Genomic DNA, 26321 nt, shown 5'->3' with positions numbered 1-26321 from the left:
CTACCTCCGCCGCGCCCGCATCGCTTCCACGATGCCGTATACGCCGCGCGGTTGGGCGGCGGCGATGACCATGATGATCAGGCCGTACAGGGCCAGGTCCATGCCCGCCAGGCCCGCCTGGCCCCCCAGCCAGGAGCCCAGGTAGTTTTTCATGGGCACCAGGATGGCCGCGCCGATGATGGGCCCCCAGATGGAACCCGCCCCGCCCAGCATGGCCATCAGGGCGATGAGCACCGACAGGTCCAGGCTCATGGTGTCCTCGGGTTCGATGTTGAAGTTGTAGCAGGCGTGGAAGGAGCCCACCATGGCCACGTAGGCCGTGGCCGTGGCGTAGGCCTTGATCTTGGACCAGTGCACGTCGATGCCCAGGCTGCGGGCCACGTGCTCGTTGTCCTTGATGGCCCGAAGCTGGTAGCCCAGGCGCGAATGCCTGAAGCCGTTCATGTACACCAGGCCCAGCAGGAACATGACCAGCAGGATGTAGTAGTAGTAGTAATCCTCGCGGAACTGGAGGTAGAGCCAGTTGGGGAAGTCGCCCTTGAGGGGGATTTCCAGGCCCCTGGCCCCGCCCACGAAGTCCCACACCTCGAACAGATCCTTGAGCACCAGGCTGGTGGCGATGGTGGCGATGGCGAAGTAGTGGCCCTTGAGCCTAAACAGGGGGTAGCCGATGATGAAGGACCAACACACGGCCAGGCCCATGCCCACGGGCATGGAAAACCAGAAAGGCACGTCCCAGCGGATCATCATCACCGCCGTGGTGTAGGCCCCGATGCCCACGTATTGGGCCTTGCCCAAATCCACCTGGCCGCCGTAGCCGCCGATGAGGTTCCAACCCATGCCGTAGAGGCTGAACATGAGGAACTGGATCATGGTGGCCATGCCGAAGCTGGAGTGGGGCATGGCCGGGAACCACAGCAAAAAGGCCAGGGCCGCAGCGGCCAGGCCCAGCTCGCTACGGGGCAGATCTCCGAAATCGAAGGCGTTTTTTATTGCTTCCATCCGAAGAGCCCCTGTGGCCGCAAGACCATGATCAAGAAATAGATGGCGTACACCATGGTGTACTTGAAGCTGTGGATGTCCAGCCCCTTGAGACCCGCCGCGTCGATGGAGCGCAGGATGGCGTCCCACACCGGGGGCAGGTTGACGATGAAGCCGATGAGGATGCCCGCCACCAGGGCGCCGCGCACGCTGCCGAAGCCGCCCAGGGCCACCGTGGCGAAGGCGATCATGGTGAACAATAGGCCCACCCCCGGGTCCACCGGCCAGAAGTTGACCAACAGCCCCCCGGCCACCCCCACCGAGGCCCCGCCCACGGCCCAGGCCAGGGCGTTCATGAACTCGGTGGAAATGCCCATGTAGCGGGCGCCTTCGGCGTCCAGGCTGGTGGCGGTCAGGGCCCGGCCCACCTTGGTGCGGTTGATGAGCCACCACACCACCGCGAAGCTGACCAGGCTGAGCACCGCCGCGGCCAGCTTGGTGGATTCCAGCACCACCCCCGGCCCCACCAGGAAGCTCTTGCCCACCAGCCAGCCCTCGTGCACGATGCGGGGCTCGCTGCCCATGAACAACAGGGCCAGGTTGCGCAAAAAGATCATCAGCCCGAAGGTGCCGAAGAGCTGGGCGATCATGGGCCCGCGCAACAAAAAGCGGATCAGCCCGAAGTAGCACAGCACGCCCAGGGCCGCGCCCACCAACCCGGCCAGGGGCAGGGTCAACACCGGGTCCACTCCCAACAGGGGGCTGGTGAGCAGGGTGGTGTACATGCCCACCATCAAAAACTCGCCATGGGCGAAGTTGACGATGTCCATCACCCCGAAGATCACCGTGAGCCCCAGGGCCACCAGGGCGAACACCAGCCCCATCAAAAGCCCGGAGACCGCTGATTTGAGGATTTGGATGCCTAGTTCTTCCATGCCTTCTCCGCGGAGCCGGGGCTCCGCCCGCCCGGGTGGGGAGCTGCGTTTCCGGACCGGGCTCCGGGCCCGGCCCGGAAACGCAGCTTAGCTAGCAGGTTGGATCAAAGGCCGGTCTAGTAGCCCGGGAAGGGATAGACCATGGGCGCGGTGGCGATATCAAAGGGATAGACCACCTCCAGGCCGATCTTGCCGTCCTTTTGCTTCTGGTACTGGCCGATGAGGCCGCCGCCCAACACGTTCTGGCCAATCTCGTCTCCCTTGGTGGAGAACTTTATGCCCACCCAGGGCACCACCAGCTGGTCGCCGGGAATGCTGATGGTGTTGCAGGCCGCCTGGATGGCCTTGGGCTCGGTGCTGCCCGCCTTTTCCAGGACATAGACCCAGGTCTGCAGGCCGGTGAAGGAGCGGGCGCTGGCCCCGCCAAGGTCGTGGCCCATCATCTTCACGTACATTGCGTTCACCTGGCCGGACAGTGGCTTCATCTTGACCACGCTGGGCAAAAACACCGAGCGGGTGAGGATGCCCACGATGTCGTCGCCCAGGGCCACGAACTCGGGCTTGTCAAAACCGGCGTCCTGGCCCCAAACGACCTTGGGCTTGGCCTTCATGGACTTGAGGGTCTTGATCATCAGCAGGGCGTCGGAGGTATAAGAGGCGAACAGCATGGCCCCCGGCTTGACGGCGATCATGCTCTGCACTTCGGAGGAGAGGTCCGGGCTCTTGGCCGCATAGAGGATGTTGGAGGCCAGGTTGAACTTGTACTCCTTGGCGAAGTTCTCGATCTCGATGGCCACGTTGGAGCCCCACTCGGTCTTCTCGCAGGCCGAGGCCAGGGTGTTGATATCCGCACGGGGCACCGCCTTGACCCCCTTGACCTTGCCCTTGCTCAGACCCACCAAAAACTCGAAGAGGTCCTTGGTGAACCACTTGTCGTGGGGGGTGGTGCGCCAGAACCACTTGAAGCCGCGCTTGGTCAGGCCGGGGCTGGTGGAGGAGCCGTTGATCATGGGCACGCCGTAGCGCTCGCACACCGCCGACACGGTCTTGGTCACCGAGCTGTGGTAGCAACCCAGGATGCCCACCACCTTGTCGTCCAGGATCAGCTTCTTGGCCAGGTCGGCGCCCAGCTGGGGGTTGCCCTGGTGGTCCTTGAAGATCAAGGTGATTTTGGCCCCGCCCAGGGATTTGACGCCCGCGGTTTTGGCCATGTCCATGTTGATATTGGGCATGGATTGGTTGGCGATCTGGGCGGCCAGCTCGGCCCCGGCCCTCAGCTCCCGACCCGCCGCCGCGGCGCCGCCGGTGAGGGGATAGATCACCCCGATCTTGATCTCCTTGGGAGCCGACCAGGCCATGGCCGGAACCAACATGGCCGCCAACAGGGCTGCGGCGGCGATTAAAGCGATCTTACGCATCAGATACTCCTCCCTTATCAGGCAGTAGATGGTTTCACTAACCAGAACTCCCCACTCAGCCGCAGGTCACCAGGGACTTGCCGCCGAGATCTTCGGCTTTTATATCGCTTATGAACATGTGCCCCGGCGCGTGGGTGATGGCCATCTCCACCCGGCTGGCCGCCACCGCCGCCTGGGGGGTGACCCCGCAGGCCCAGAACACCGGCACCTCGCCGGGCTCCAGGCGCACCGCGTCGCCGTACTCGGGGCTCTCCAGGTCGGCGATGCCGATGGCCGCCGGGTCGCCGGCGTGCACCGGAGCGCCGTGGGCCTCGGCAAAGGCGGCCGAGACCTCGCGGGCCTTGTCCACCTGCTCCGGCAGCATGGGGCGCATGGAGACCACCAGCGGGCCGTGCAGGCGCCCCGCCGAGGCGGCGGGCAGCTTGGTGCGATACATGGGCACGTTTACCCCCATCTGCTGGTGGCGCACCGGCAGACCGGCGGCCTTCAGGGCGTCGTCAAAGCTGAAGCTGCACCCCAGGTAGAAGCTCACCAGGTCGTCGCGCCACAGATGGTGGATGCCGGTGGGCTCCTCCACCAGCTCGCCGTCGCGCCACAGGCGGTAGCGGGGCAGCTCGTCGCGCACGTCGGCTCCGGGAGCGATCACCTTGCTGATGGGGTCGCCGGGGTCCAACACCTCGAGAATGGGGCAGGCCTGCTTGTTGCGCAGGCCGAACAGCAGAAAGTCGAAAGCCCATTCCTTGGGCAATATCACCAGGTTGGCCTGGGCGTAACCAGGACAAAAAGCGGCGGTGTTGCCGGTTATCTCTCCGCGGGCTATGGCGGCGCGAACTTGGCGGGGCGAGGTAGTATCGATGTTCAACATCCGGCCTCGTCAGATGGCTGGGCGTAGCCTGGGTTCACATTGTGGGGACATTTTATTATAGATAATCATTACACGTTTGGCCAGCCTTCTTAACAATGCGAATCCACTGAGACATTGTGTCGTTGCCTAACCTGGGGCCATTGGTTAGACTGACTCCCGAGAAACCCTGGTAAAGGAGTTAGAGATTCATGGACCTCAACTGCGACATGGGTGAGAGCTTCGGCGACTACTGCCTGGGTTGCGACGACGAAGTCATCCGTTACATCACCAGCGCCAACCTGGCTTGCGGTTTTCACGCCTCCGACCCCCAGGTCATGGACCGCACCGTGCGCCTGTGCGCCGAAAACGGTGTGGCGGTGGGAGCCCACCCCGGCTACCCCGACCTGCGCGGTTTCGGCAGACGCAACCTGGACTCCACTCCGGATGAGGTGCGCAGCGACGTGCTCTACCAGACCGGGGCCCTGGCGGGAATCGCCAAGGCCCACGGGGTGGCCCTGCAGCACGTGAAGCCCCACGGCGCGCTCTACAACACCGCCGCGGCCCATCCGGCCACGGCCCGGGCCATCGCCGAGGCGGTGGCCGCCTACGACCCCGGCCTGATCCTGGTGACCCTGGCCGGACCGGCGGGCGAGACCTTCCGCTCCATCGCCGCCGAAATGGGCCTCACCGTGGCCAGCGAGGCCTTTGCCGACCGCGCCTACACCGCCGAGGGCCGCCTGGTGCCCCGGGGCACCCAGGGCGCGGTGATCCACGACCCCGAGGTGGTGGCCGCCCGCTGCGTGCGCATGGCCACCGAGGGGGTGGTGGAGAGCATCGACGGCAAGCGGGTCGAGCTCAAGGCCGACACCATCTGCGTGCACGGCGACAACCCCAGCGCGGTGGCCTTGGTCAAGGCCCTGGGCCACGCCCTCACCCAGGCCGGGGTGGAGCTCAAGGCCATGGGCCGGGCCGCTTAAGCAGGTGCCGCAAGAACTTGTCGCCAAGGCCCAGGGCGAGGCCGCCCTGCTGGTCTACCTGGGCCAGGGCATCGACTTCGCGCTGAACTGCCGGGTGCGGGAGTTGGCCCGGCGGCTGGGCGAGAGGCCCTTGCCCGGCGTGCGCGAGGTCTTGGCCGCCTATCACTGCCTGCAGGTTCAGTTCGATCCCCGGATAACCGAGCACCGGGAGATGGCCGCCTGGGTGCGCGCCGAGCACCGCTCCATGCCCGCTGGCCAACCCCGGCCCGGCAGGCGCCTGGAACTGCCGGTGGTCTACGGCGGTGAGGCGGGGCCGGACCTGGACTACGTGGCCCGGCGCACCGGCCTGCCCCCCCAGGAGGTGATCCGGCGCCATGGCGCGGTGGACCATCCCTGCTACGTCATGGGTTTCACCCCCGGCTTTCCCTATCTGGGCGGCCTGGACCCGGCCCTCAATGTGCCGCGCATGGACTCGCCGCGCCTGGACAACCCACCCGGCTCGGTGGCCCTGGCCGGGGGCCAGACCGGGGTGTACCCCCTAGGCGGCCCCGGCGGCTGGTGGGTCATCGGCCGCACCCCCTGGCTGATGTACGATCCGCGCCGCGACCCGGCCACCCTCATGGAGGCCGGAGATCTGGTGCGCTTCACCCCCAGCCGCGAGACCAGCTTCCCCGACCCGCCGCCCCTGAGCCTGGGCTGGGAGCAGCGGAGCCGGGAGGTTCTGGAGGTGCTGGCTCCGGGGGCCTTCACCACGGTGCAGGACGCCGGCCGCTGGGGACATCAGTTCCGGGGCGTGCCGGTGTCCGGGGCCTACGACCAGACCGCCCTGGCCTGGGCCAATCTTCTGGTGGGCAACGACCCCGGCGACGCGGCCCTGGAGATAACCCTCCTGGGCCCACGCCTCAAGGTGTTGCGGCCGGTGGTGGCCGCGGTGGCGGGATGCGATTTGGGCCTGAGTATCGACGGCAAGCCCGCGCCCTCCCACCAGGCCCTGTCTTTGGACGCGGGCCAGGTGCTGGGCTTCCGAGGCCCCCGCCGGGGAGGAGCCCGGGCGGTGCTGGCCCTGTCCGGGGGAGTGGCCAGCGAGAGGCTGCTGGACAGCCGCTCCACCTATCTTTTGGGCCGCATGGGCGCGCCCCTGGCCAAGGGCCAGGTGGTGCGGGTCTCCCCCGGCCCCCTGCCCCCGGCCGGTCCGATCGGCCCCGCCCTGGAGGAGCCGGGGGAGGTGCTCACCCTGCGGGTGGTGCCCGGCCCCAACCAGGAGTTCTTCTCCGCCCCGGGGCTCGAGAATTTCTACGGCGCCGCCTGGGAGCTTACCGCCCAGGCCGACCGCCGGGGGGCCCGCCTGGAAGGCCCGCCCCTGGAGTTCGCGCCGGGCAGCCCCGCCTCCCTGGTCAGCGAGCCCAACACTCCCGGAGTCATCCAGGTGCCCCACGGCGGCAAGCCCATCATCATGCTGCGCGAGCAGACCGTGGGCGGCTACCCCAAGGTCGGCACGGTGTTCGGCCCGGACCTGGACCGTCTGGCCCGGGCCCAGAGCGGTCAGAGCATCCGCTTCGTGGCCATCTCGGCCGAGCAGGCGGTGGCCGAGGCCCGGCGTCTGGACCGGGAGTTTCAGGAGCAACGCGCCCGCCTGGGCCGCTGATCGGCCGAAAAGCCCGTAAAATTACGGCCATGGGCTTAAGCTGGCCGCCGGCAACAATTGTTACAAGCCCTTAACTTGCCGTCACCTTACCCCCGGTGTTAAGATAGACACCGCTCTTCAAACCAATGTTTTCCGGCGCCTCCCCCTGACGGCGTGGTCAGGGCAAGGGCGTTTTTTGGCCGGAGGCCGGCGATGACCCTACCAGAAAAAGTTTTGCTTCTCAGAGAATTCATCGCCGATGGCGACCGTAACGGCTTGGTGGGGGAGATCGCCGAGCCCCACCCGGCGGACGCGGCCGAGGCCCTGGGCCTGTTGGAGCCCGAGGAGATCGCCCGTTTCGTGGAAATGGTGGGCACGGCCGACGCCCTGCAGGTCTTCGAGTTCCTGCCCTTCGAGACCCAGAAAGAGGCCCTGAAGCACCTGGACCGCCCCACCCTGGCCCACCTGATGAACACCATGAGTCCCGACGACCGCGCCGACCTGGTGGAGGAGTTGGACGATGAGTTCCAGGAGCGCCTGCTGTCGCTCCTGCTGCGCCACGAACGTGAAAACGTCCTTAGGCTGATCAAATACCCCGACGACACCGCCGGGGCCCACATGACCACCGACTACGCCATCCTGCGGCCCGACAGCGACGTGCAGACCGCTTTGGAGCAGGTGCGCCTGCAGGCGGCCACCAAGGAGACCATCTACTATATCTACGTGGTGGACGCGGCCCGCCGGCTACAGGGCCTGGTGTCCTTGCGCGACCTCATCGTGGCCCGCCGGCACAGCCGGGTGGGCGACATAATGAGCAAGCAGGTGATCAGCGTCAAGGCCGACGAGGACATCGAGGACGTGGCCAAGCTGTCGAGCCGCTACGATTTCCTGGCCGTGCCTGTGCTGGACGACAGCGGCCGCATGCTGGGGATCATCACCTTCGACGACCTCTACGACGTCATCACCGAAGAGGCCACCGAGGACATGTATCACCTGGCCAACCTGGACACCGACGAGAAGATCGACTCCCCCCTGCTGCGCTCGGTCAAGCTGCGCCTGCCCTGGCTCTTGAGCAACCTGGGCACCTGCCTGGTGCCCGCCTACGTGGTCAGCCTGTTTTCGGGCACCATTCAGGACGCGGTGGCCCTGGCCTCGCTGATGCTCATCGTGGCCTCCCTGGGAGGCAACGCGGGCAACCAGTCGCTCACCGTGGTGGTGCGGGCCATGGCCCTGGGTCAGATCAACATGGCCCAGAACCGCCGGGTGCTTACCAAGCAGGTGGCCATCGGCATGTTCAACGGGGTGATCGCCGGGCTGGTGATCGCCTGCATCGCCTTTTTCTGGTTCGGTAATCCCTGGCTGGGCCTCATCGTGTGGCTGGCCCTGGTGGGCAACCTGATCATCGCCGGTTTGTTCGGGGCCATGGTGCCCATAGTGCTGCGCCGTCTCAAGCTGGACCCGGCCCTGGGCAGCTCCATCTTCGTCACCACCGCCACCGACGTGGGCGGCTACTCCATCTTCCTGAGCCTGGCGGTCCTGGTGCTGCCCCACCTCACGGGCACCCTGCCCTAACCCCGACTGCTCGGCCTCCCGGCTACAAAAGCCGCGCCCCCAACTCGGCCACCTGGCTGCGCTCGCCCTTCTTGAGGGTCACGTGCCCGCTTATGTCCTGGGCCCGCAGCTTGTCCACCATATAGGTCAGCCCGTTGCTGCTGGCGTCCAGATAGGGGTGGTCGATCTGCTCCGGGTCGCCGGTGAACACGATCTTGGAACCCTCCCCCACCCGGGTGATCAGGGTCTTGACCATGTGGGGGGTCAGGTTTTGGGCCTCGTCGCAGATGATGAACTGGCCGGGAATGGAGCGGCCCCTGATGTAGGTCAGGGCCTCGATTTCGAGCAGGCCCTGGGCGGTGAGGTAGTCGGCCGCGCCCATGGGCGGGCCGCCCCGGTTCTTGCCGCCCAGGGACTCGCGGAACAGATACTCCAGGTTGTCGTAGAGGGGCTGCATCCAGGGGCGCAGCTTCTCCTCTTTTTCGCCGGGCAGGTAGCCCAGGTCCTGGCCCATGGGCACGATGGGCCGGGTGACCAGCAGGCGCTGGTACTTCTTGTCCTCCACCGCCTGCTCCAGCCCGGCGGCCAGGGCCAGCAGGGTCTTGCCGGTGCCCGCCGGTCCGGCCAGGCTGATTATCTTCACCGCCGGGTCCTGCAACAGCTCCAGGGCGAAGCGCTGCTCCTTGTTGCGCGGGCTGATGCCGAAGCACTCGCCCCCGCCGAAGTTAAGGGGCAACAGCCGCCCGCCCTGGTGGCGGGCCAGGGCCGACTGTGAGGCGCTGGAGCTGCTTTTCAGCACGAAAAACTGATTGGGCTCTGCCGGGCCCAGGCCGTTCAGGGTGATGAGCCCCTGTTGGTAAAAAGCGTCCACCAGCGACCCTTCCACCGCGACCTCGCGTATGCCGGTGTAGAGATGGTCGAAGTCCACCTTGTCGTTGCGGAAATCCTCGGAAGGCACCCCCAGGGCGTCGGCCTTGACCCTGAGGTTCAGATCCTTGGTGACCAGGATCACCGGCACCTCGTCCTGTTCCCTGAGGCCCCAGGCCACACACAGGATGCGGTTGTCGGCCTTTTCCAGACCCAGCACCGGAGGCAGACCCTTGGCCAGGCGGGTGTGGTTCAGTTCGATGCGCAGGGTGCCGCCCTGGCCGGTGGGCACGCCCTGGGAAAGAGAGCCCTGGGCGCGCAGGCGGTCCAACTCGCGCGAGACCTGGCGGGCGTTGCGCCCGATCTCGTCCTGGCGTTTTTTCTTTTCGTCGATCTCCTCGATGACCGCCAGGGGCAAAACCACGTCGTTGTCTTGAAAGAGAAAAGGGGAGGAAGGGTTGTGCAGCAGAACGTTGGTGTCTAGCACATAGGTTTTTTTCATGGAATGCGCACACCTCCATGATGGGATGCGTTAGGGTTGCAACCACATTATATGGTGTATCACCCCCCACGGCCAAGCATTACCCGGTACGTCACTCAAATTTAACCTGACCCGGCCCGAACGCCGCCCTTGGCAAGGTTGCCCCCAGGCCATAGAATCAGGAATTAAAGCGCAACTTGAATCTGCAATTTCTCATGCGAGGACTGACCATGAGCGCCATCTACTGGCCGGACGCCTATCAAGCCAAAAAATGCACCGCTGCCGAGGCCATTTCCCGTATCAAACGGGGGCGCCGAGTCTTTGTGGGCACCTCCTGCGGGGAGCCGCAAACCCTGGTCAAGGAGTTGGCCCACCAGAGCTGCAACTTCACCGACGTGGAAGTGGTGCGGGTGCTCAGCCTGGAAACCGCGCCGCTGACGCTCATCGCCGATGAAACCGCCTGCCGCAACCTGAACATCCGCTCCTTTTACCTGGGATCGGCCAAACCCAGGGTATTGAGTTCCAGCAAACGCTTCTTGACCCCCATCAACCTCTCCGAAGTACCGCGCCTGTTCCAAAGCCGCCAGATGCCCATTCACGTGGCCCTGATCCAGGTGAGCGAGCCGGACGACTTCGGTTGGGTCAGCCTGGGGGTCAGCGTGGACGTGACCATGGCCGCGGCCCGCTCGGCCGACCTGGTCATCGCCCAGGTGAACCCCTCCATGCCCCGGGTGTTGGGCCGCAGCTTCTTGCACGTCAACGACATCGACCTGGTGGTGGAGGCAGACGAGCCCCTGCTCAGCGTGGGCAGCCCGCCGGAGTTCGAATCGGCCAAGCTCATCGCCCAGCACGTGGCCCGCCTCATCGAGGACGGCTCCACCCTGCAGATGAGCCTGGGAGCCACCCACCAGGCCACGGTGTTGGCCCTCAAGGACAAGAACGACTTGGGGGTGCACACCCAGTTTCTCACCGACACCATCTTGAACCTGGTCAGCCGGGGAGTGATCACCAACCGCAAAAAGGGCTTCAACGAGGGCAAGCTGGTGGCCAGCGGGGCCATCGGTTCGGCCAACCTGTACGAATTCATGCACGACAACCCGGGCATCGAGTTCCACCCCAGCGATTACGTGAACAACCCCATGATAATCGCCCGCCACCACAAGATGGTGGCGCTCAACGTGGCCATGGCCATGGACCTGACCGGCCAGGCCGCGGCCGACGCCCTGCCCTACAACCACTTCACCGGGGTGAGCGGGGTGATGGACTTCGTGCGCGGGGCCTCCATGGCCCAGGGCGGCAAGTCCATCCTCATGCTGCCCTCCACCACCCTGGACGGCAAGGCCAGCCGCATCGCGGTGCAAATGGACAACATGGCCGTGGTGGTGCCCCGGGGCGACGTGCACTACGTGGTCACCGAGTACGGGGTGGTCAACCTGTTCGGCAAGAGCCTGCAAGAGCGGGCCATCGCCATGATCAGCGTGGCCCACCCCAAATTCCGCGACGAGCTGTTCCAGCAGGCCAAGGAGGCCGGGCTCTTGGGCAGCGAGCGCACCCTGGCCGAAACCATCAAGAGCGTTTACCCCCGCTCCGTGGAGGAGACCCGATCCTTCGGCGACGTGGAGGTGCTGTTCCGCCCGGCCCGGCCCACTGACGAGCGCCAAATCCAGGAGCACTTCTACAACCTGGACCGCGACGACGTGATGCGCCGCTTTTTGCACGAGCGAGTCAGCTTCGCCCGCCAGGACATGCCCGAGCTGTTCCAGGTGGACTACATCCACGACATGACCCTGGTGGCCGTGGTGGGCGAACCGGGCTTTGAAAAGGTCATCGGGGTGGGCAACTATTTCCTGGAGCCGGCCACCAACCTGGCCGAGGTGGCCTTTTCGGTGACTCGCGATTGGCAGAAGAAAGGCATCTCCAGCACTTTGCAGCGCAAGCTGGCCAACATAGCCCGGGAGCACGGCATCAGCGGCCTGGTGGCCTACACCCATCCGGCCAACCGGGGCATGATCGCCCTGTTCAAGAAACTGCCCTACAAGGTGCACTCGGCCTACGACGGCGAGGTCATCACCCTAACCGCCCGTTTTGACGAGCCCGCCGAGATTTCCGGGCGGCCCCCCGCCCCGGTGCACAGGTAAGTTCCCCAGCACGCCGCCCATTTGCTACAATACTGCTGGTCTTTTAGGAGGTTGTCTATGGCCGGCACAAACGGCGGCGTTGCGCCGGGAAAAGGCACGCGGCTTAAAACGCGGGTGCGCCGGGTGGTGGGCACCCCCGCCTTCGCGGTGCTGGTGTTCATCGTCAGCCTGGTGGTGTTCCACTGGCCCTACCTGGCCGAGGAAACTCACTGGACCCCAACCTACCGGCTCATAACCATGTTCGCGGGATGGGCCCTGGTAATCGGCCTGATCTTTTTGTTCAGCCTGTTTATTCCATCATCAGGATCAGAAGACAAAAAACCTCCCGCGAGCGGCTAGGCGCTCATGTTCGAGAGCCTGACGGTCATAAGCGTCTTCTGCTTTTACATGGGCCTCATCTTCGCCCTGGCCGTTTGGGCGGAGCGCCGCCAGGCGGCCGGGCGCAGCGTGGTCAACAACCCGCTGGTCTACGCGCTGAGCCTCAGCGTTTTCTGCACCACCTGGACCTACTACGGCTCTGTGGGTTACGCCGCCAACAGCGGCATGCTGTTCATGACCATCTACCTGGGACCCACCATGGTGGTGATCTTCTGGTGGGGGCTGTTGCGCAAGCTGGTGCGCATCAAGACCAACCACCACATCACCTCCATCGCCGACTTCATCGGGGCCCGCTACGAGAAATCGGTGCCCCTGGCCGGCCTGGCCACCTTGATCGCCCTGGTGGGCACCATGCCCTACATCGCCCTGCAGCTCAAGGCGGTGCTCACCACCTTTGACATGATCACCCAGGACACCGGTGTGGCCAGCGCCTGGATCGGCAGCCACGTGGGCCCCATCGTCATGGCCCTCATGGTGGTGTTCACCATCATCTTCGGCGTGCGCCGCCTGGACCCCACCGAGCGCCACGAAGGCATCGTCATGGCCGTGGCCGCCGAGGGCTTGGTCAAGCTGGTGCTGTTCATGGCCGCCGGGGTGTTCGTGGTCTACCAGCTCTTCGACGGCTTCGGCGACATCTTCACCCGATACGCCGCCCTGACCGAGACCCCGCGGGGAGCCCAGCTCAAGCCCCAGAGCATCAGCTTCATCACCTGGGGCAGCTATCTGATCCTGGCGGGCAGCGCGGTGCTTTTCCTGCCCCGTCAGTTCCACATCGCGGTGGTGGAAAACCAAAACGAAGACCACATCAAAAAAGCCATGTGGATGTTCCCGCTGTACATGCTGCTCATCACCATCTTCGCCTACCCCATCGCCTTGGCCGGGCTGGTCAGCGGCCTGCCCCTGGAACAGGCGGACACCTTCGTGTTGCAGCTTCCCCTGAGCAGCGGCCATTCCCTGCTGACCCTGCTGGTGTTTTTGGGCGGGTTCAGCGCGGCCACCAGCATGGTGCTCATCACCTCCATGACCATGGCCACCATGATCAGCAACCACCTGCTGTTGCCCCTGGTGGACTGGATTCCCGCCCTGGGCTTCATCGAGCGCCACCTGCTCAAGTCCCGCTGGCTGGCGGTGACCTGCTTCATCCTCATGGGCTATTGGTTCGAGCGCCTGGTGGGGGGCCAGGTGATGCTGGTGAACATCGGCATCATCTCCTTTGCCGCGGTGCTGCAGTTCGCCCCGGCCATCGTGGGCGGCATCTTCTGGCGCCAGGCCAACAGCCGGGGGGCCATGTGGGGGCTCACGGCCGGTTTTTTGGTGTGGGCCTACACCATGCTGCTGCCCGCCCTGATCACCGGCGGCTGGTTCTCCCTCCACCTGCTCAACGAGGGCCCCTGGCATCTGAGCTTCCTCAGGCCCGAGCAGCTGTTCGGAGTCAGCGGCATGGACCCGGTGAGCCACAGCGTGTTCTGGAGCCTGCTGGCCAACCTGGGGCTGTACATCCTGGGCTCGCTGACCCAGCGCCCGGAGCAGGAGACCCAGCGCGACGCAGAGGCCTTCGTGGGAGCCCTCATCGACGAGACGGTGCTGAGCCGGGGCGGCCGCCATGAGGCCTACATAAGCCTGGCCGACAAGCGGCGGCGCATCGAGAACCTCTTGCTGCGCTATTTCGAGGCCGCCGGGGCGGCCGCGGTAACCGAAAAATGCCTGCGCGAAACCGGCCTCATGGACCGGGAGCGCATCTCCATCACCGAGTTGGCCGAGCTGTACAACGAGGTGGAGAAAAACCTGGCCGGCGTGGTGGGCACCGCCGGGGCCCACCGGGCCCTGGCCTCGGCCGGGGTGTTCACCCCCAGGGAAAGCCAGGAGTTGAGCGAGGTCTACGGCGAAATCCTGGCCGGCCTCCGGGCCCGGCCCGAGGATCTCAAGCGGCGCATCAATTTTTTGCAGGAGCGCCACGAGTTGGCCAACCGCCACGCCGAGGAGCTGGAAGAAAAGGTGGTGGAGCTGCAAAACCAGATATTGCGGCGCAAGCTGGCCGAGCAGCAAGTTCGGGAAAGCGAGGAGCGCTACCGCACGGCCATCGAATATTCCAACGACGGGGTGGTGCTCATCAAGGACAACACCCTGTGGTATGTGAACCACAAGTTCGCCGAGATGTTCGGCTACCGCTCCCGGCGGGAGATCGTGGGGCGCTCCCTCACCGCCATCGTGCACCCCCAGGACCGGGAACGGGTGGTGGAAATCAGCGCCACCGGCCGTGACGGCCGCCCGGCCGTGGCCCGCTACGACTTCAGGGGACTGCGCAAGGACGGCACCTCGTTGTTCATCGCGGTCAGCGCCACCAGCGTTTTGTACAAGGGGCGCACCGTGAACCTGGCCTACCTGCGCGACGTGACCGAGCGGCGGCGGCACGAGGACGAAATTCGCCAGCTTTCCCGAAGGCTTATCCAGGGCAGCGAAGAGGAGCGCAAACGCCTGGCCGCCGACCTGCACGACGAGTTCGGCCAGTCGCTCAGCGCCCTGCACCTGGGAGTCCGCTCCCTGGCGGGCTCCTTGCCCTCCCAACTCGAGGAGCAGCAGGCTCGCTGCGAGTCGCTGACCAACACCATCGAGGAGTTGGCCGAAAACGTGCGCAAGATCTCCAGCGACCTCCGGCCGGACATGCTGGACCACCTGGGGCTCATCCCCACCCTGGAGTGGTACGTGCGCGAACTGGCCCAGCGAGCCCCCCTGGAGATAAAATTCGAAGCGGTTGGATTTAAAAGAAGACTTGACCCACGGGTGGAGATCGTCTTGTATCGTATAATGCAGGAGGCGCTCAACAACGTGGTCAAGCACGCCAAGGCCGACCGGGTGAGCATCAACCTGACCTACAGCCATCCCACGGCCATCATGGTCATTAGCGACAAAGGCGGGGGCTTCGACCCCTCTGAGCAGCACCCCAGCCTGGAACGCCGCCAGGGCATCGGCCTGATCAGCATGCGCGAGCGCGTGGCCTCGGTGGGCGGCTCCATAGACATCCGTTCCGCGCCAGGCAAGGGCTGCACCATACGGGTGGCCTTGCCGGAGCGGCCTCCCCTGGAAAGCGAACCGGCCCCCGAGGACCTGCCCCGGATTTGGAGGGAAGCTTGAGCCGTAAAACCATCAAGGTTCTCATAGCCGACGACCACGCCATCGTGCGCGAGGGCATCCGCCAACTGGTGGGAGCCCAGGAGGACATGGAGGTGGTGGGCGAGGCCGGCGACGGCCTGGAAGCCCTGGAAATGGCCAAGACGCTCCGGCCGGACGTGCTGCTGTTGGATATCGGCATGCCCGGGGTCAGCGGCCTGGAGGCGGTGAACCTGATCAAGGACGCGGTGCCCTCCTGCCAGGTGGTGGTGCTGACCATGCACAGCAAGGACACCTTCGTGCACCGGGTCTTGGACGGCGGCGCCCTGGGCTACGTGCTCAAGGCCTCGCCCACCGAAGACGTGATCAAGGCGGTGCGCGCCGCCCATCAGGGGGAGTATTTCCTCAGCTCCAAGATCAAGGCCGAAGTGGTGAACGCCTACCTGGACAGCCGCAAGCAGGCCCCGGCGGTTAAGGGCTACGATCTTTTGTCCGAGCGCGAGCAGCAGGTTTTTCGCCTGGTGGCCGAGGGCAACAGCACCAATCAGATCGCCGACGTGCTCTGCGTCAGCCCCAAGACGGTGGAAAAGCACCGCACCAACATAATGAAGAAGCTGGGGCTCAAGGACCGCCTGGAACTGGTCAAAATGGCCATCCGTATCGGCATAATCGACCCGCAACTATGGGAAAATTAGCACTAGCGGGCCCCCAGCCGCCTACTTTGTGAAAAAGTAGGGCCATTCCCCCCCTATTTACGGGTTTCCCCCCATGGCCCCCCCCCGGGCCGTTTTCCTACCATGATGCTCAGGGAAGCTGGCCTCGCATTAGCAGCGGCCGTAACAGGCTCGGGGCGTCGCGTGCAACGACGCTCCCCACCGATGAAGGGCTCCGAACGACGGCGGGCCCCTTTCATATAGCCGCTTCCCGCCCCATCGCCCGCCGCCATAGCCCTTCAATACCGCCGCCACGGGCCAGCCATCCCCACGGAGCCGGGTAAGTTACGACTCTCGGGAAAGGAGGGCTAGGTGAGTAAAGATTTAAAGGAGTATTGGCGCAAAAACATTCGCATCATGATTTGGCTGTTGGCCATATGGGCCTTTGTGTCCTATGGCCTGGGCATCATCTTGGTCAACCCGCTCAACACTATCCACTTGGGCGGGTTCCCCCTGGGCTTCTGGTTCGCCCAGCAGGGCTCCATCTACGTATTCGTGCTGCTCATCCTTGTTTACTGCAAGTTGATGCGCAGGCTAGACCGCGAATACGACGTGGATGAATAGGGGGTAAGCCATGGGTATTCTAGGTTGGACTTACATATTCGTCGGATTCACCTTTGCCCTTTACATCTACGTGGCGTGGCGGTCCCGCGTGTCCGACACCAAGGGCTTCTACGTCGCCGGCATGGGCGTGCCGCCGGTGGCCAACGGCATGGCCACGGCCGCGGACTGGATGAGCGCGGCAAGCTTCATCTCCATGGCCGGACTCATCAGCTTCCTCGGCTATCCGGGGGCCTACTACCTGATGGGCTGGACCGGCGGCTACGTGCTGCTGGCCCTGCTGCTGGCTCCGTACCTTCGTAAATTTGGAAAGTACACGGTGCCCGACTTCGTGGGCGACCGTTACTATTCCAACGCGGCCCGCCTGGTGGCCGCGGCATGTACCGTGTTCGTGTCCTACACCTACGTCTGCGGCCAGATGCGCGGCGTGGGCGTGGTCTTCAGCCGCTTCCTAGAGGTGGACATCAACACCGGTGTCATCATCGGTATGTGTATCGTGTTCATCTACGCGGCCCTGGGCGGCATGAAGGGAATCACCTGGACCCAGGTGTGTCAGTACTGCGTGCTGATCCTCGCCTACCTGATTCCCGCCATCGCCATCTCCATGAAGGTCACCGGGATCCCCATTCCCCAAATCGGCTTCGGCAGCACCATCGCCGCCGGCCACGCCGACGCGGGCAAGTACCTGCTGGACACCCTGAACATCATAGCTAAAGATTTAGGCTTTGTGCAGTACACGGCGACCTTCGCCACGGTGAACACCAACATGCTCAACGTGCTGTGCATCACCTTCGCCCTGATGGTGGGCACCGCCGGTCTGCCCCACGTCATCATCCGTTTCTACACGGTGCCCGGCGTGCGTCAGGCCCGGGCCAGCGCCGGCTGGGCCCTGCTGTTCATCGCCATCCTCTACACCACCGCTCCGGCGGTGGCGGCCTTCGCCCGCTATAACATGATCAACACATTGGAGGACAAGCCATACTCTGAGCGGCCCCAATGGTATACCAACTGGCAAAAGCCCGGCCTGGTAGCCTGGGTGGACAAGAACGGAGACGGCATAATTCAATACCGTCCGGGCGCGGCCTTTGTGGGCCGTCCCAACTTCAAGATCGCCGACGGCAAGCGGGTACTGGGCAAGTACGGCCAGCCCCTGCTGAACAATAAGGTCACCGACAACAAAAACGAGCTTTACGTGGACCGGGATATCATGGTGTTGGCCAGCCCGGAGATCGGAGGTCTGTCCGCCTGGGTGGTCGGCCTGGTCGCGGCCGGTGGTTTGGCGGCCGCCTTATCCACTGCGGCCGGTCTGCTGTTGGCGGTGTCGTCCTCCATCAGCCACGACTTCTACTATCGAGTCATCAACCCGCAGGCAACGGAGAAACAGCGCGTGCTGGTGGCCCGTATCTTCATCGGCTTGGCCATCGTTCTGGCCGGCTACTTTGGAATCTACCCTCCAGCGTTCGTGGCCCAGGTGGTGGCCTTCGCCTTCGGCTTGGCTGCCTCGAGCATCTTCCCGGTCATCTTGCTAGGTATCTTCTACAAGAAGACCACGCGGGAAGGCGCCATCTGCGGCATGATCGCGGGTATCCTGTTCACCGGTATCTACATCATCCAGACCAAGTTCATGGGTGTGGGTAACTGGTTCCTGGGTATCACCCCCGAGGGCATCGGCACCATCGGCATGATCATCAACCTGGTGATCACCCTGGTCGTCAGCTCCTTCACCAAGGCTCCGCCTGAGGAGATCCAGGAGCTGGTGGAGAGCGTGCGCATCCCCAGGGGCTCCGGCGAGGCCACGGACCACTAGGAAGAAACGAGACCCGCAAGACGTGAAAACCCCAGCCAGGGCGCACCGGAGCTATCCGGTGCGCCCTGCTTTTGACTTGCCCACCGGCCCGCTATGCATCTAAAGTGAGGACCATGCAGAAAAGAATCTTGACGCCGGAAGAGGTGACCTCCAAGACCCTGCTCAAGGGCGGCCTGGCCGCCGCCGCGCCGGGTCTGGCGGTGCTGGTCGTGGCCCTGGCCGCGGAACCCACCAACCTGCTGCAAAACGCCAAACTGGGGTTTTGGGGGCTGTTGGCCGTGGCGGTGGAGTTGTTCGCCCTGGGCTACCTGTTGCGCAAGGCCCGCTGGTGGGCGGGCCTTCCCGCCCTAGCTGCCTGTCTGGCGGCCATAGTGTTCTTCATCATCGCATTCCTGCGGCCGCTATTGGCATATTGGCAATACAATCCCATAAACAGCCTGGGCGAGGCCCTGGAGCCCCTGATGCTCCTGTCGCCACAGCTGGTCCTGGTCCTGATCGCCTTTACCTTGGGCTTGGTGGTGCTAAGAACCATGTGGTTGGCCCGCCACACCGCGCCCGCGCCGATTGGCCGGCTGGCCTTGGGGGTCATGGTGCTGTGGCTGGTGATTCTGGGCGGAGACGCCTGGTACCAAAACCAGGGCTGGCAGAGCTTGGCCGGGCCCAAAGATCTCATCCTGCGCCTATGCATCGGCAGCGAGGCGGATCAGCGAATCGCCCAGAACAAGCTGCGCGACCTGGGAATGGAGGCCGCGCCCGCCCTGGTGGCGGGGCTAAGCCTGGGCGGTCGTTCGGTGGACCCGGTTCTGGACTGCACCCGCACAAAAAGCGGTCTACTGCTGCAAGAGATGAAACGCGACGCCTTGCCCGCTCTCCGGGAGGCGGCGGACAAGGGCGATGAAAAAGCCGCGGCCCTGTTGCGCCGCATGACAACGCCGGGCCCCTAGCCCGGACAAGCCCTATCCAAGATTCAACCGGAACTCTTCCTTGAGGGCCGCCTTCAATTCCCCCGTTACCGCGAAGGCGTCCTTGAGCGTATGGCGCTCCAGGTCGGAAAGTTCGCTGGGGTCCAGGTAGTTGTTGGGGGGCAAGCCCTCCTCGTCCAGGCGCTGCTGATGCATCAGCCTGAGCTGCATCTGGAATTCGTAGGCCTGCATGGCTTCCGTGGTCAGTTCCGGGCTGATGTGCCCGCCCTCCCCCAAAAGCTGCAACCGCTCCAGGGTGTTGGTTTCCTTGATGCCGTGGGCCAGGGAAAGCACCCGGGCGAAGTCCACGAAGGGCACCAGCCCCTTGGTCTTGAGATCGATCTTGTTCTTGTGCTCGCCCTTTTTCTCCACCACGAAGTTGCGGAACATGGTCAAAGGCGACGGCGTGGTCAAGGTGTCCTTGGCCAACAGGCGCAGGAAAACATCCTGCCCGCGCACCTGTTTGGTCAGGTGGTCGCGCAACCGTTCGCCCAAAGACAGCTCCCCGTGGCCGGGGCGGAAGTCGAAGAAGATGGTGGCGTAAAGGACCTCTTTGGGCTCGGGCCGGCGAATCCAGCGGTCGAACAACTCCCGCCACTTGGTGTAGGGCTGACGCCACAGGGGGTTGGAGGCCATCATGTCGCCGGGGCAGCGGGGAAAACCGCAGGCCACCAGGTGGTCGATGGCCCGGCTGGCGAAGGCGGTGAAATACTCGTCGCACTGCTTGGCGTGGGCCGGGCTTTTTGGGTCGGCGTATAGCAGGCCGTTGTCCTGGTCGGTACGGAAGGTCTGCTCCTTGCGTCCCTCGCTGCCCATGAGCAGCCAGCAATAGGGCGCGGGCGGGGTGCCCAACTCCGCCTGCAAGAGGCTCAACACCCGCTCCAGCAGGTAGTCGTTGAGCAGGGTGATCATGCGGGTGATGTTGCCCGGCCGAGCCCCCTCGTAGATGAGCGAGCGCACCACCAGGGGCACCCGGCGCGAGAGGTCGTAGATCTCGTCGAAGCCTTCGGCGGTTAGTATCTCGCGCAGCAGATAAAAGGGGCTGGAACCCTGGGCCACCATGAGGTCGTGACCGCTGACCACGCCCTCGATCTTGCCCCGGCGCTCGATGGCCAGGTGGTGCACCTTGCGCCTGAGCATCTCCAGCAGGGCGTCAAAGCAGATGGTGTGAAAGCCAATGGTGTGCACCGGGGTGCTCATCACGGAACTCACCGGCGCCTGGTGATCCAGTCCGTCGGTGACCACCCGCCGAAGATCCCGGTCGGTGACCACCCCCACCACCTCGCCCCGGGCATCGTTGACCAGTATGGCTCCCACCCTGCCGCTGGTGAGTTGGGCGGCGGCGGCCTGTATGGGCTGATCGGCCCCGATCATCTCCGGGTGACGCCGCACCAGGTCTCCCACCTGGGCGCTGAACAGATAGAGGGCGCCCTCGCTGGAGGTGGCCGTGTGGGGGCGGCGCAGCTCCGTGAGAGCCTTGCCCACGTAGTGTTCGGAAAGGTACTTCAAGTAAAACTGGGAAAAGCGGGCGCTTCTTTCAGTAAGGTGCAGAAAATCTTCGCGGGGGATAAGTAGGCACAGGGTGTCTTCCACCGCCTCGGCGTTGAGGTTGGAAAGGCTCTCCCGAAATATGCCCAGGGCCCCCAGGGTCTCGCCCGGGCCGCGCAAATCCTGCAGGTTTTCCGAGCCGTCCTGCCCCGGCAGAAACAAGCGGACCTTGCCTTGGTAGATCACCAGCAGATGGGTGACCTGGGTCTGCCCGGACTGCAGAATCAGCTCGCCGGCCTTGAAGCGCTGGCTGGTGATATTGCCCAGCACCGATTCCAGGCCGGCCCGCCCCAGCTCCTGGAAAGGCGGGGTGTCCAGCAAAAAGGCCAGCAAGGTTTCCTGGGTTGGTTTTTTGGCCGAAGCGACCCTGGCCATGCGTCCTCCCGCAGCAGTCGGATGGGCAACTTCCACCCCGCCCCCCATCAAGGCCCGAAAACAAAACTATCAGGCGTGGGCCACCGCCCCCAAGAGCCGGGAGCGGTGGCCCTTATGAGTTACTTGCCTTTCATCTCCACCAGGGTGCCCACCACGCTGGGATCGGCCAGGGTGCTGGTGTCGCCGAAGTCGCTCTCGCCCGCGGCCATCTTGCGCAGGATGCGGCGCATGATCTTGCCCGAGCGGGTCTTGGGCAGGGCGGGAGCCCAGTGGATGACGTCCGGCGAGGCGATGGGCCCGATCTCCTTGCGCACGTGCAGCACCAGGTCCTTCTTGAGCTGCTCGCTGTACTCCTCGCCCACCTTGAGGGTCACGTAGGCGTAGATGCCCTGGCCCTTGATCTCGTGGGGGAAGCCCACCACCGCGGCCTCGGCCACGGTGGGATGGCTCACCAGGGCGCTCTCCACCTCGGCGGTGCCCATGCGGTGGCCGCTGACGTTGATCACGTCGTCCACCCGGCCGGTGATCCAGTAGTAGCCATCCTCGTCGCGCTTGGCGCCGTCGCCGGTGAAGTAGAACCCGTCGAAGTCGCTGAAGTACACCGTTTCGAAGCGCTCATGGGATCCGTAGGTGGTGCGCAGCTGACCGGGCCAAGGGGCCTTTATGGCCAAACGGCCGCTCACCCCGTTGCCTTCCACCTCCTTGCCCTCGTCGTCCAGCAGGCAGGGCTGCACGCCGAAGAACGGCAAGGTGGCCGAGCCGGGCTTGGTGGGGATGGCTCCCGGCAGGGGGGTGATAAGGATGCCGCCGGTCTCGGTTTGCCACCAGGTGTCCACGATGGGGCAGTGGCTGTCGCCCACCACCTCGTTGTACCAGCGCCAGGCCTCGGGGTTGATGGGCTCGCCCACCGTGCCCAACAACTGCAAGCTCTTGCGGCTATACTTGGTGACGAAGTCGTCGCCCATGCGCATCACCGCCCGGATGGCGGTGGGGGCGGTGTAGAAAATATCCACCTTCCACTTGTCCACCACGTCCCAGAAGCGGCCCGAGTCGGGATAGGTGGGCACGCCCTCGAACATCAGGCTCTGAGCGCCGTTGAGCAGGGGCCCGTAGAGGATGTAGCTGTGGCCGGTCACCCAGCCGATGTCGGCGGTGCACCAGTACACGTCGCCGTCGTGATAGTCGAACACGTACTTGTGGGTCAGGGACACGTAGACCATGTAGCCGGCGGTGGTGTGTTGCACTCCCTTGGGCTTGCCGGTGGAGCCGCTGGTGTAGAGGATGAACAAGGGGTCCTCGGCGTCCATCCACTCCACCGGGCAATCGCCCTCGGCCGTAGCCACCAGGTCGTGCCAGTACTGGTCGCGGCCCTGTTTCATGGGGCACTCGATGCCCTTGCCCGCGCCCACGCGCTCCACCACCACCACCTTGGGCACGGTGACCCCCTCCTTCTCGGAGTGGTCCATGGCCTCGTCGGCGATTTGCTTGAGCGTCACCGCCTTGCCGCCGCGGTAGGTGCCGTCGCTGGTGATGACCAGGCTGCACTTGGAGTCCACGATGCGGTCCTTCAGGGACTCGGCCGAGAAACCGCCGAAGACCACGCTGTGGATGGCCCCGATGCGGGCGCAGGCCAGCATGGAGATGGCCAGTTCGGGAATCATGGGCAGGTAGATGGTGACCCGGTCACCCTTTTTGATGCCGAACCCCTTGAGTACGTTGGCGAACTTGCAAACGTGCTCATAAAGCTGACGATAAGTGATGATGCGGTCTTCGCCGGGTTCGTTGCCTTCCCAGAGCAGGGCCGGCTGATCGCCCCTGGTCTCCAGGTGGCGGTCGATGCAGTTATAGGTCATGTTGGTCTTGGCGCCCTTGTACCACTCGATGCTGATGGGGCCCTTGCTGCGGTGATAGTTGAACTCCAGTACCTTGTCCCAGGTTTTCTCCCAATGGAAGCCCTGGGCCATCTCCCCCCAAAAGCCCTCCGGATCGTCGATGGAGCGCTTGTACATCTGCTGGTACTGCTCAAAGCTGTTGATGTGGGCTTTATCCACAAAGGACTGGGGAGGGTAGTACAGCCCGTTCTTCTCCAAAACCTTATCGTCAGCCATTACGCGTCCTTTCTCCCGTATCGCACAACGGGTACCAAACCGGCCCAAACTGGATCAAGCGCCCTCAAGCGCGTTTTTTCTCAGCTTGGAACAGGATAGCAAATTTCCTCCATCCTTATTGCACCCCGGCTACCTGCACCAAATCACCCAAGGTTTTCCACCCCGCCTCGGACAATTCCGGCAGCAGGCGCTGGAGGATCAAAGCCGTGGCCATGGCATCGCCTAGGGCGGTGTGCCGCTCCGGGACCTCCAAACCGTAACGGGCGGCCAGGGCGTCCAGGCTACAGCGCTTGGCGCCTTTCTTCTGGCCATAGGGGTCGGGCTCGATCAGGGCGGCCCGGCACATCAACACCGTGTCCATAACCAGGTTTTGCAGGCGCATGCCGTATTGGGCCCGCATCACCCGATTCAAGAAAAACATGTCAAAGCGCGCATAGTGGGCCACGACGATGTCCCGGCCCAGGTAATTAAGAAAATTGCGAAACACTTCCCAGGCCGGGCGGGCGTCGCGAATGTTGTCCGGCGTGATGCCGTGCACCTTTATGGACTCCACCGGGATGCCCCGCCCCGGGTTGGCCAGTTCGCTGAACACCTCCCCCAAACGGATGCGCCCCTCCACCACCCGGAAGGCTCCCACGCTCACCACCCGGTCCTTGGTGTGGTCCAGGCCGGTGGTCTCCAGGTCCACCACCACGAAACGCTGAGCCAGCGCCGAAGCCCGACCGTTGAGCCCGTCCAGCACCGCCAGGTTGGCCCGCGCCTCCTCGGGCAGGCGCCGGCCGGCCATGCGCGCGCGCGTCGCCTGGTTCAACAGTTTGGCCTGCCACAACTTCAACGCCTCCCCCTCAATATAGCCGCAGGCTATTGGCCGTAGCGTTGGTTGATGAATTCCTGCAGCTTGTTCACCACCTGGAAGCTCTCCTTGAGCATCTTGCGCTGCACCCTGTTCAGGCTGGCCGGATCGAGGAAAGCCCCTTCGCCGGCCCCGTTTTGGGCGCTATCCAGGCGGCGGGCTATCCTGAGCAGGGTGATGAAGCTGAAGGCCTCGTAGAGGTCCTCGGCCATGCGGTCTTTGAGCAGGCCCAGCCTGGTGACCCCGCCGAGGCGCTCCAGGGTGTTGGTCTGGGGCAGCTTCTGGTCCAGGGCCAAGATACGCGCCGCCCTGACCACCGGCTCCAGGGCCACCTCCTCAAGGTTGAGGCGATCCGCGTAGGAGCCGTCCGACTCCACCGCGAACTCGCGCAAAAATCCCACCGGCGGGCGGCGCCGCTCCCCGGCCAAGGCCAGACGCCCCAAGAAGCCCTTTTCGCTTTCCACGGCCTCGAAAATCTTATGCCACAGCCTCTCCACGAAATCGGTCTCGGCGTACACGGCCCTGATATCGAAATATTTGGCCGCCATGGCCAGGGCCGGGGGCTGGCCGCCCCCTATCCAGGCCAGGAACGACTCCTCCCAGGCGGCCTCGCTGCGGCAACACACCAGGTCGTCGTTCATCACCGCTTCCGGACCGCCCTGGAAACCGCAGGAGGACAGCCCCTCGCCCATGCGCCGAGCGAACTCGTTGAACCAGGCATGCACCTCCGGCTCGCGCTCCTCGGGAACGTTGGCATAGACCACCGCGTAGTCCTGCCCCTGGTCCAGGGCCTGCTCCCGCCGCCCGGCCGAGCCCAGGGCCAGCCAGGAAAACTGCGCCGGCGGCGGCCCCGGCCCTTTGTGCTCCATGTCGCTCAGGGTGAGGCGGATCAGGCGTGTGTTGAGCCGGTCGTTGAACTCGCTGAGCACGTCCAGCGTGTACTCGGCGCTGCCCCCCAGGCGCAGCAGGGTCTCCATCACCCGGTTCATGCGCCGGGGCAACCCGGCCAGGTCCTCCAGGTTGCTTACCTTGTAGACCTCCTTGATCACCCCCACCGGAGAGGAGCCGATGACCATGGTTAGGTCGTGGTCGCTGATCACTCCCACCAGACGCTGATCCTCGGTGACCGCCAGGTGATGCACCCCGTGGCGGGCCATCTCGATCATGGCCTCGAAAGCGAAGGCCTGGGGCGAGATGGACTTCACCGATGGGCTCATCACCTCGGAGACATCCACGTCCGGAGCCACCCCGGCGGCCAGCACCCGCACCCGCAGATCGGTGTCGGTGAGGATGCCCACGGGACGCCCCCCCGGCTCGCAGACCATGATGGAGCCCACCTTGCGCTGGGTCATCTGGATGGCCGCCGCCTTCACCGGGGTAAAGGGCAGGCAGGTGAGCAGGTTCTTGCTCATCAGCTCGTGCACCCGGCTGCCGGTGAGAACCGCGTCCAGGCCCAGGGATTCGGTGCCGGTCATCTGGGTGGTGTGGCGGTCCGAAGCCCGGCGCACCGCGTCTATGTTGCGGGCCAGGGAAAAGCTGAAGTGGCGCTTGAAGACCGGGTTGTCGTTGACCAGGGCCCGGAATGGCTCATCGGGCAAGGTGAAGGCCAGCAGGTCTTCCTGGGCGGTGACCGTGAACAAGGCCAACTCGCCCTGCAAGAGGCTCAAGGCGCCGAAGGTGTCGCCTTCCCCCCGCACGTCTATGAGCAACTCCTCCCCGCTGGGCCGAGGCAAAGTCACCCTCACCGAACCGTTCATGATGACGTAAAGGTGTTTGGAAGGCTCCTCGCCCGCCCGGATGATCACCTCGCCGCGGGGGAAATAGGCCAGGTCCATCAGGCCCACTACCCGCTGCAGTTCCGTCTCCTCCATGGTGTCGAAGGGGACTACCGACTGCAAAAAATCCTTTATGCGGGGCAGAGGAAAATCGCTCATGCCACCTCGCCGCAAGCAGGATAGTCAGGCGGGCCCGGTTCCGGTTCGGCCCTGCCCGGCCTCACCGGCCCTTCAGGGGCCCTCTGTCCTTAATCATTCGATATATCTTATGAAAAATCCCTACCTACCCGCCATGGGGGGAAACCCGTATTTTGGCG

19 protein-coding genes are annotated in these 26321 nt (G+C 64.5%); 10 read left to right on the top strand and 9 right to left on the bottom strand.

Features of this window, described 5'->3' with window-relative positions:
- The 4 genes from AACH32_RS06425 to AACH32_RS06410 all read right to left on the bottom strand — a co-directional run bounded on the left by AACH32_RS06425 (nucleotide 1) and on the right by AACH32_RS06410 (nucleotide 4199).
- A complete protein-coding gene (locus tag AACH32_RS06425) occupies nucleotides 1–1002 on the bottom strand; it encodes a branched-chain amino acid ABC transporter permease (protein ID WP_338605955.1) in 1002 nt (333 codons plus the stop codon).
- Complete coding sequence (locus AACH32_RS06420; RefSeq protein WP_338605954.1) at nucleotides 990–1916, bottom strand: branched-chain amino acid ABC transporter permease; 927 nt, start codon at nucleotides 1914–1916, stop codon at nucleotides 990–992. The genes AACH32_RS06425 and AACH32_RS06420 overlap by 13 nt, the downstream gene beginning before the upstream one ends.
- Nucleotides 1917–2032: 116 nt before the next feature.
- Nucleotides 2033–3334, bottom strand: a complete 1302-nt coding sequence (locus tag AACH32_RS06415) for an ABC transporter substrate-binding protein (protein ID WP_338605953.1) — start codon at nucleotides 3332–3334, stop codon at nucleotides 2033–2035.
- A 55-nt stretch (nucleotides 3335–3389) separates the two neighbouring features.
- Nucleotides 3390–4199, bottom strand: a complete 810-nt coding sequence (locus AACH32_RS06410; protein WP_338605952.1) for a putative hydro-lyase — start codon at nucleotides 4197–4199, stop codon at nucleotides 3390–3392.
- A 188-nt stretch (nucleotides 4200–4387) separates the two neighbouring features.
- Here AACH32_RS06410 and AACH32_RS06405 point away from each other — a divergent pair, with 188 nt between their 5' ends.
- The 3 genes from AACH32_RS06405 (at nucleotide 4388) to mgtE (ending at nucleotide 8351) form a co-directional block, all read left to right on the top strand.
- Nucleotides 4388–5155: a LamB/YcsF family protein gene (locus tag AACH32_RS06405; RefSeq protein ID WP_338605951.1), complete on the top strand. Its 768-nt coding sequence runs from the start codon at nucleotides 4388–4390 to the stop codon at nucleotides 5153–5155.
- Between the two features lie 4 nt (nucleotides 5156–5159).
- Nucleotides 5160–6800: a 5-oxoprolinase subunit PxpB gene (pxpB, locus tag AACH32_RS06400; protein ID WP_338605950.1), complete on the top strand. Its 1641-nt coding sequence runs from the start codon at nucleotides 5160–5162 to the stop codon at nucleotides 6798–6800.
- Between the two features lie 192 nt (nucleotides 6801–6992).
- Nucleotides 6993–8351, top strand: a complete 1359-nt coding sequence (mgtE, locus tag AACH32_RS06395) for a magnesium transporter (RefSeq protein ID WP_338605949.1) — start codon at nucleotides 6993–6995, stop codon at nucleotides 8349–8351.
- Nucleotides 8352–8373: 22 nt separating this feature from the next.
- Here the strand turns inward: mgtE and AACH32_RS06390 are convergent, their stop codons facing one another.
- A complete protein-coding gene (locus tag AACH32_RS06390; protein ID WP_338605948.1) occupies nucleotides 8374–9699 on the bottom strand; it encodes a PhoH family protein in 1326 nt (441 codons plus the stop codon).
- A 176-nt stretch (nucleotides 9700–9875) separates the two neighbouring features.
- Here AACH32_RS06390 and AACH32_RS06385 point away from each other — a divergent pair, with 176 nt between their 5' ends.
- The 7 genes from AACH32_RS06385 to AACH32_RS06355 all read left to right on the top strand — a co-directional run bounded on the left by AACH32_RS06385 (nucleotide 9876) and on the right by AACH32_RS06355 (nucleotide 19327).
- Nucleotides 9876–11816: a GNAT family N-acetyltransferase gene (locus AACH32_RS06385; RefSeq protein WP_338605947.1), complete on the top strand. Its 1941-nt coding sequence runs from the start codon at nucleotides 9876–9878 to the stop codon at nucleotides 11814–11816.
- Nucleotides 11817–11873: 57 nt separating this feature from the next.
- Nucleotides 11874–12155, top strand: coding sequence for a hypothetical protein (locus AACH32_RS06380; protein ID WP_338605946.1), 282 nt, complete (start codon nucleotides 11874–11876; stop codon nucleotides 12153–12155).
- 6 nt (nucleotides 12156–12161) lie between these two features.
- Nucleotides 12162–15326 carry a PAS domain S-box protein gene (locus AACH32_RS06375; protein WP_338605945.1) on the top strand — a complete coding sequence of 1055 codons (3165 nt, stop codon included), beginning with the start codon at nucleotides 12162–12164 and terminating at the stop codon, nucleotides 15324–15326.
- The gene (locus AACH32_RS06370; RefSeq protein ID WP_338605944.1) at nucleotides 15323–15997 is read left to right on the top strand and encodes a response regulator transcription factor; all 675 of its coding nucleotides are present in this window, start codon (nucleotides 15323–15325) and stop codon (nucleotides 15995–15997) included. Before AACH32_RS06375 ends, AACH32_RS06370 begins: the two co-directional genes overlap by 4 nt.
- Nucleotides 15998–16327: 330 nt before the next feature.
- Nucleotides 16328–16579 (top strand): DUF4212 domain-containing protein, encoded by a 252-nt coding sequence (locus tag AACH32_RS06365; RefSeq protein ID WP_338605943.1) that lies wholly within the window; start codon nucleotides 16328–16330, stop codon nucleotides 16577–16579.
- Between the two features lie 10 nt (nucleotides 16580–16589).
- A complete protein-coding gene (locus AACH32_RS06360; RefSeq protein WP_338605942.1) occupies nucleotides 16590–18383 on the top strand; it encodes a sodium:solute symporter family protein in 1794 nt (597 codons plus the stop codon).
- A gap of 113 nt (nucleotides 18384–18496) precedes the next feature.
- Nucleotides 18497–19327, top strand: a complete 831-nt coding sequence (locus tag AACH32_RS06355; RefSeq protein WP_338605941.1) for a hypothetical protein — start codon at nucleotides 18497–18499, stop codon at nucleotides 19325–19327.
- Between the two features lie 12 nt (nucleotides 19328–19339).
- Here the strand turns inward: AACH32_RS06355 and AACH32_RS06350 are convergent, their stop codons facing one another.
- The 4 genes from AACH32_RS06350 to AACH32_RS06335 form a co-directional block, all read right to left on the bottom strand.
- Nucleotides 19340–21268 carry a DUF294 nucleotidyltransferase-like domain-containing protein gene (locus AACH32_RS06350; protein WP_338605940.1) on the bottom strand — a complete coding sequence of 643 codons (1929 nt, stop codon included), beginning with the start codon at nucleotides 21266–21268 and terminating at the stop codon, nucleotides 19340–19342.
- 119 nt (nucleotides 21269–21387) lie between these two features.
- Nucleotides 21388–23376 (bottom strand): acetate--CoA ligase, encoded by a 1989-nt coding sequence (gene acs, locus AACH32_RS06345; protein ID WP_338605939.1) that lies wholly within the window; start codon nucleotides 23374–23376, stop codon nucleotides 21388–21390.
- Between the two features lie 115 nt (nucleotides 23377–23491).
- On the bottom strand, nucleotides 23492–24205 hold the full coding sequence (locus AACH32_RS06340; protein ID WP_338605938.1) for a 3'-5' exonuclease: 714 nt from the start codon (nucleotides 24203–24205) through the stop codon (nucleotides 23492–23494).
- Nucleotides 24206–24237: 32 nt separating this feature from the next.
- Nucleotides 24238–26163 carry a putative nucleotidyltransferase substrate binding domain-containing protein gene (locus AACH32_RS06335; RefSeq protein WP_338605937.1) on the bottom strand — a complete coding sequence of 642 codons (1926 nt, stop codon included), beginning with the start codon at nucleotides 26161–26163 and terminating at the stop codon, nucleotides 24238–24240.
- Nucleotides 26164–26321: the final 158 nt, after the last annotated feature.

This window comes from Desulfoferula mesophila, from assembly GCF_037076455.1.
In the GTDB taxonomy this organism is placed as follows: Bacteria; Desulfobacterota; Desulfarculia; order Desulfarculales; family Desulfarculaceae; genus Desulfoferula; species Desulfoferula mesophila.
Note: the sequence above shows the minus strand (reverse complement) of the source record. Positions and strands in the feature narration are given on the sequence as shown.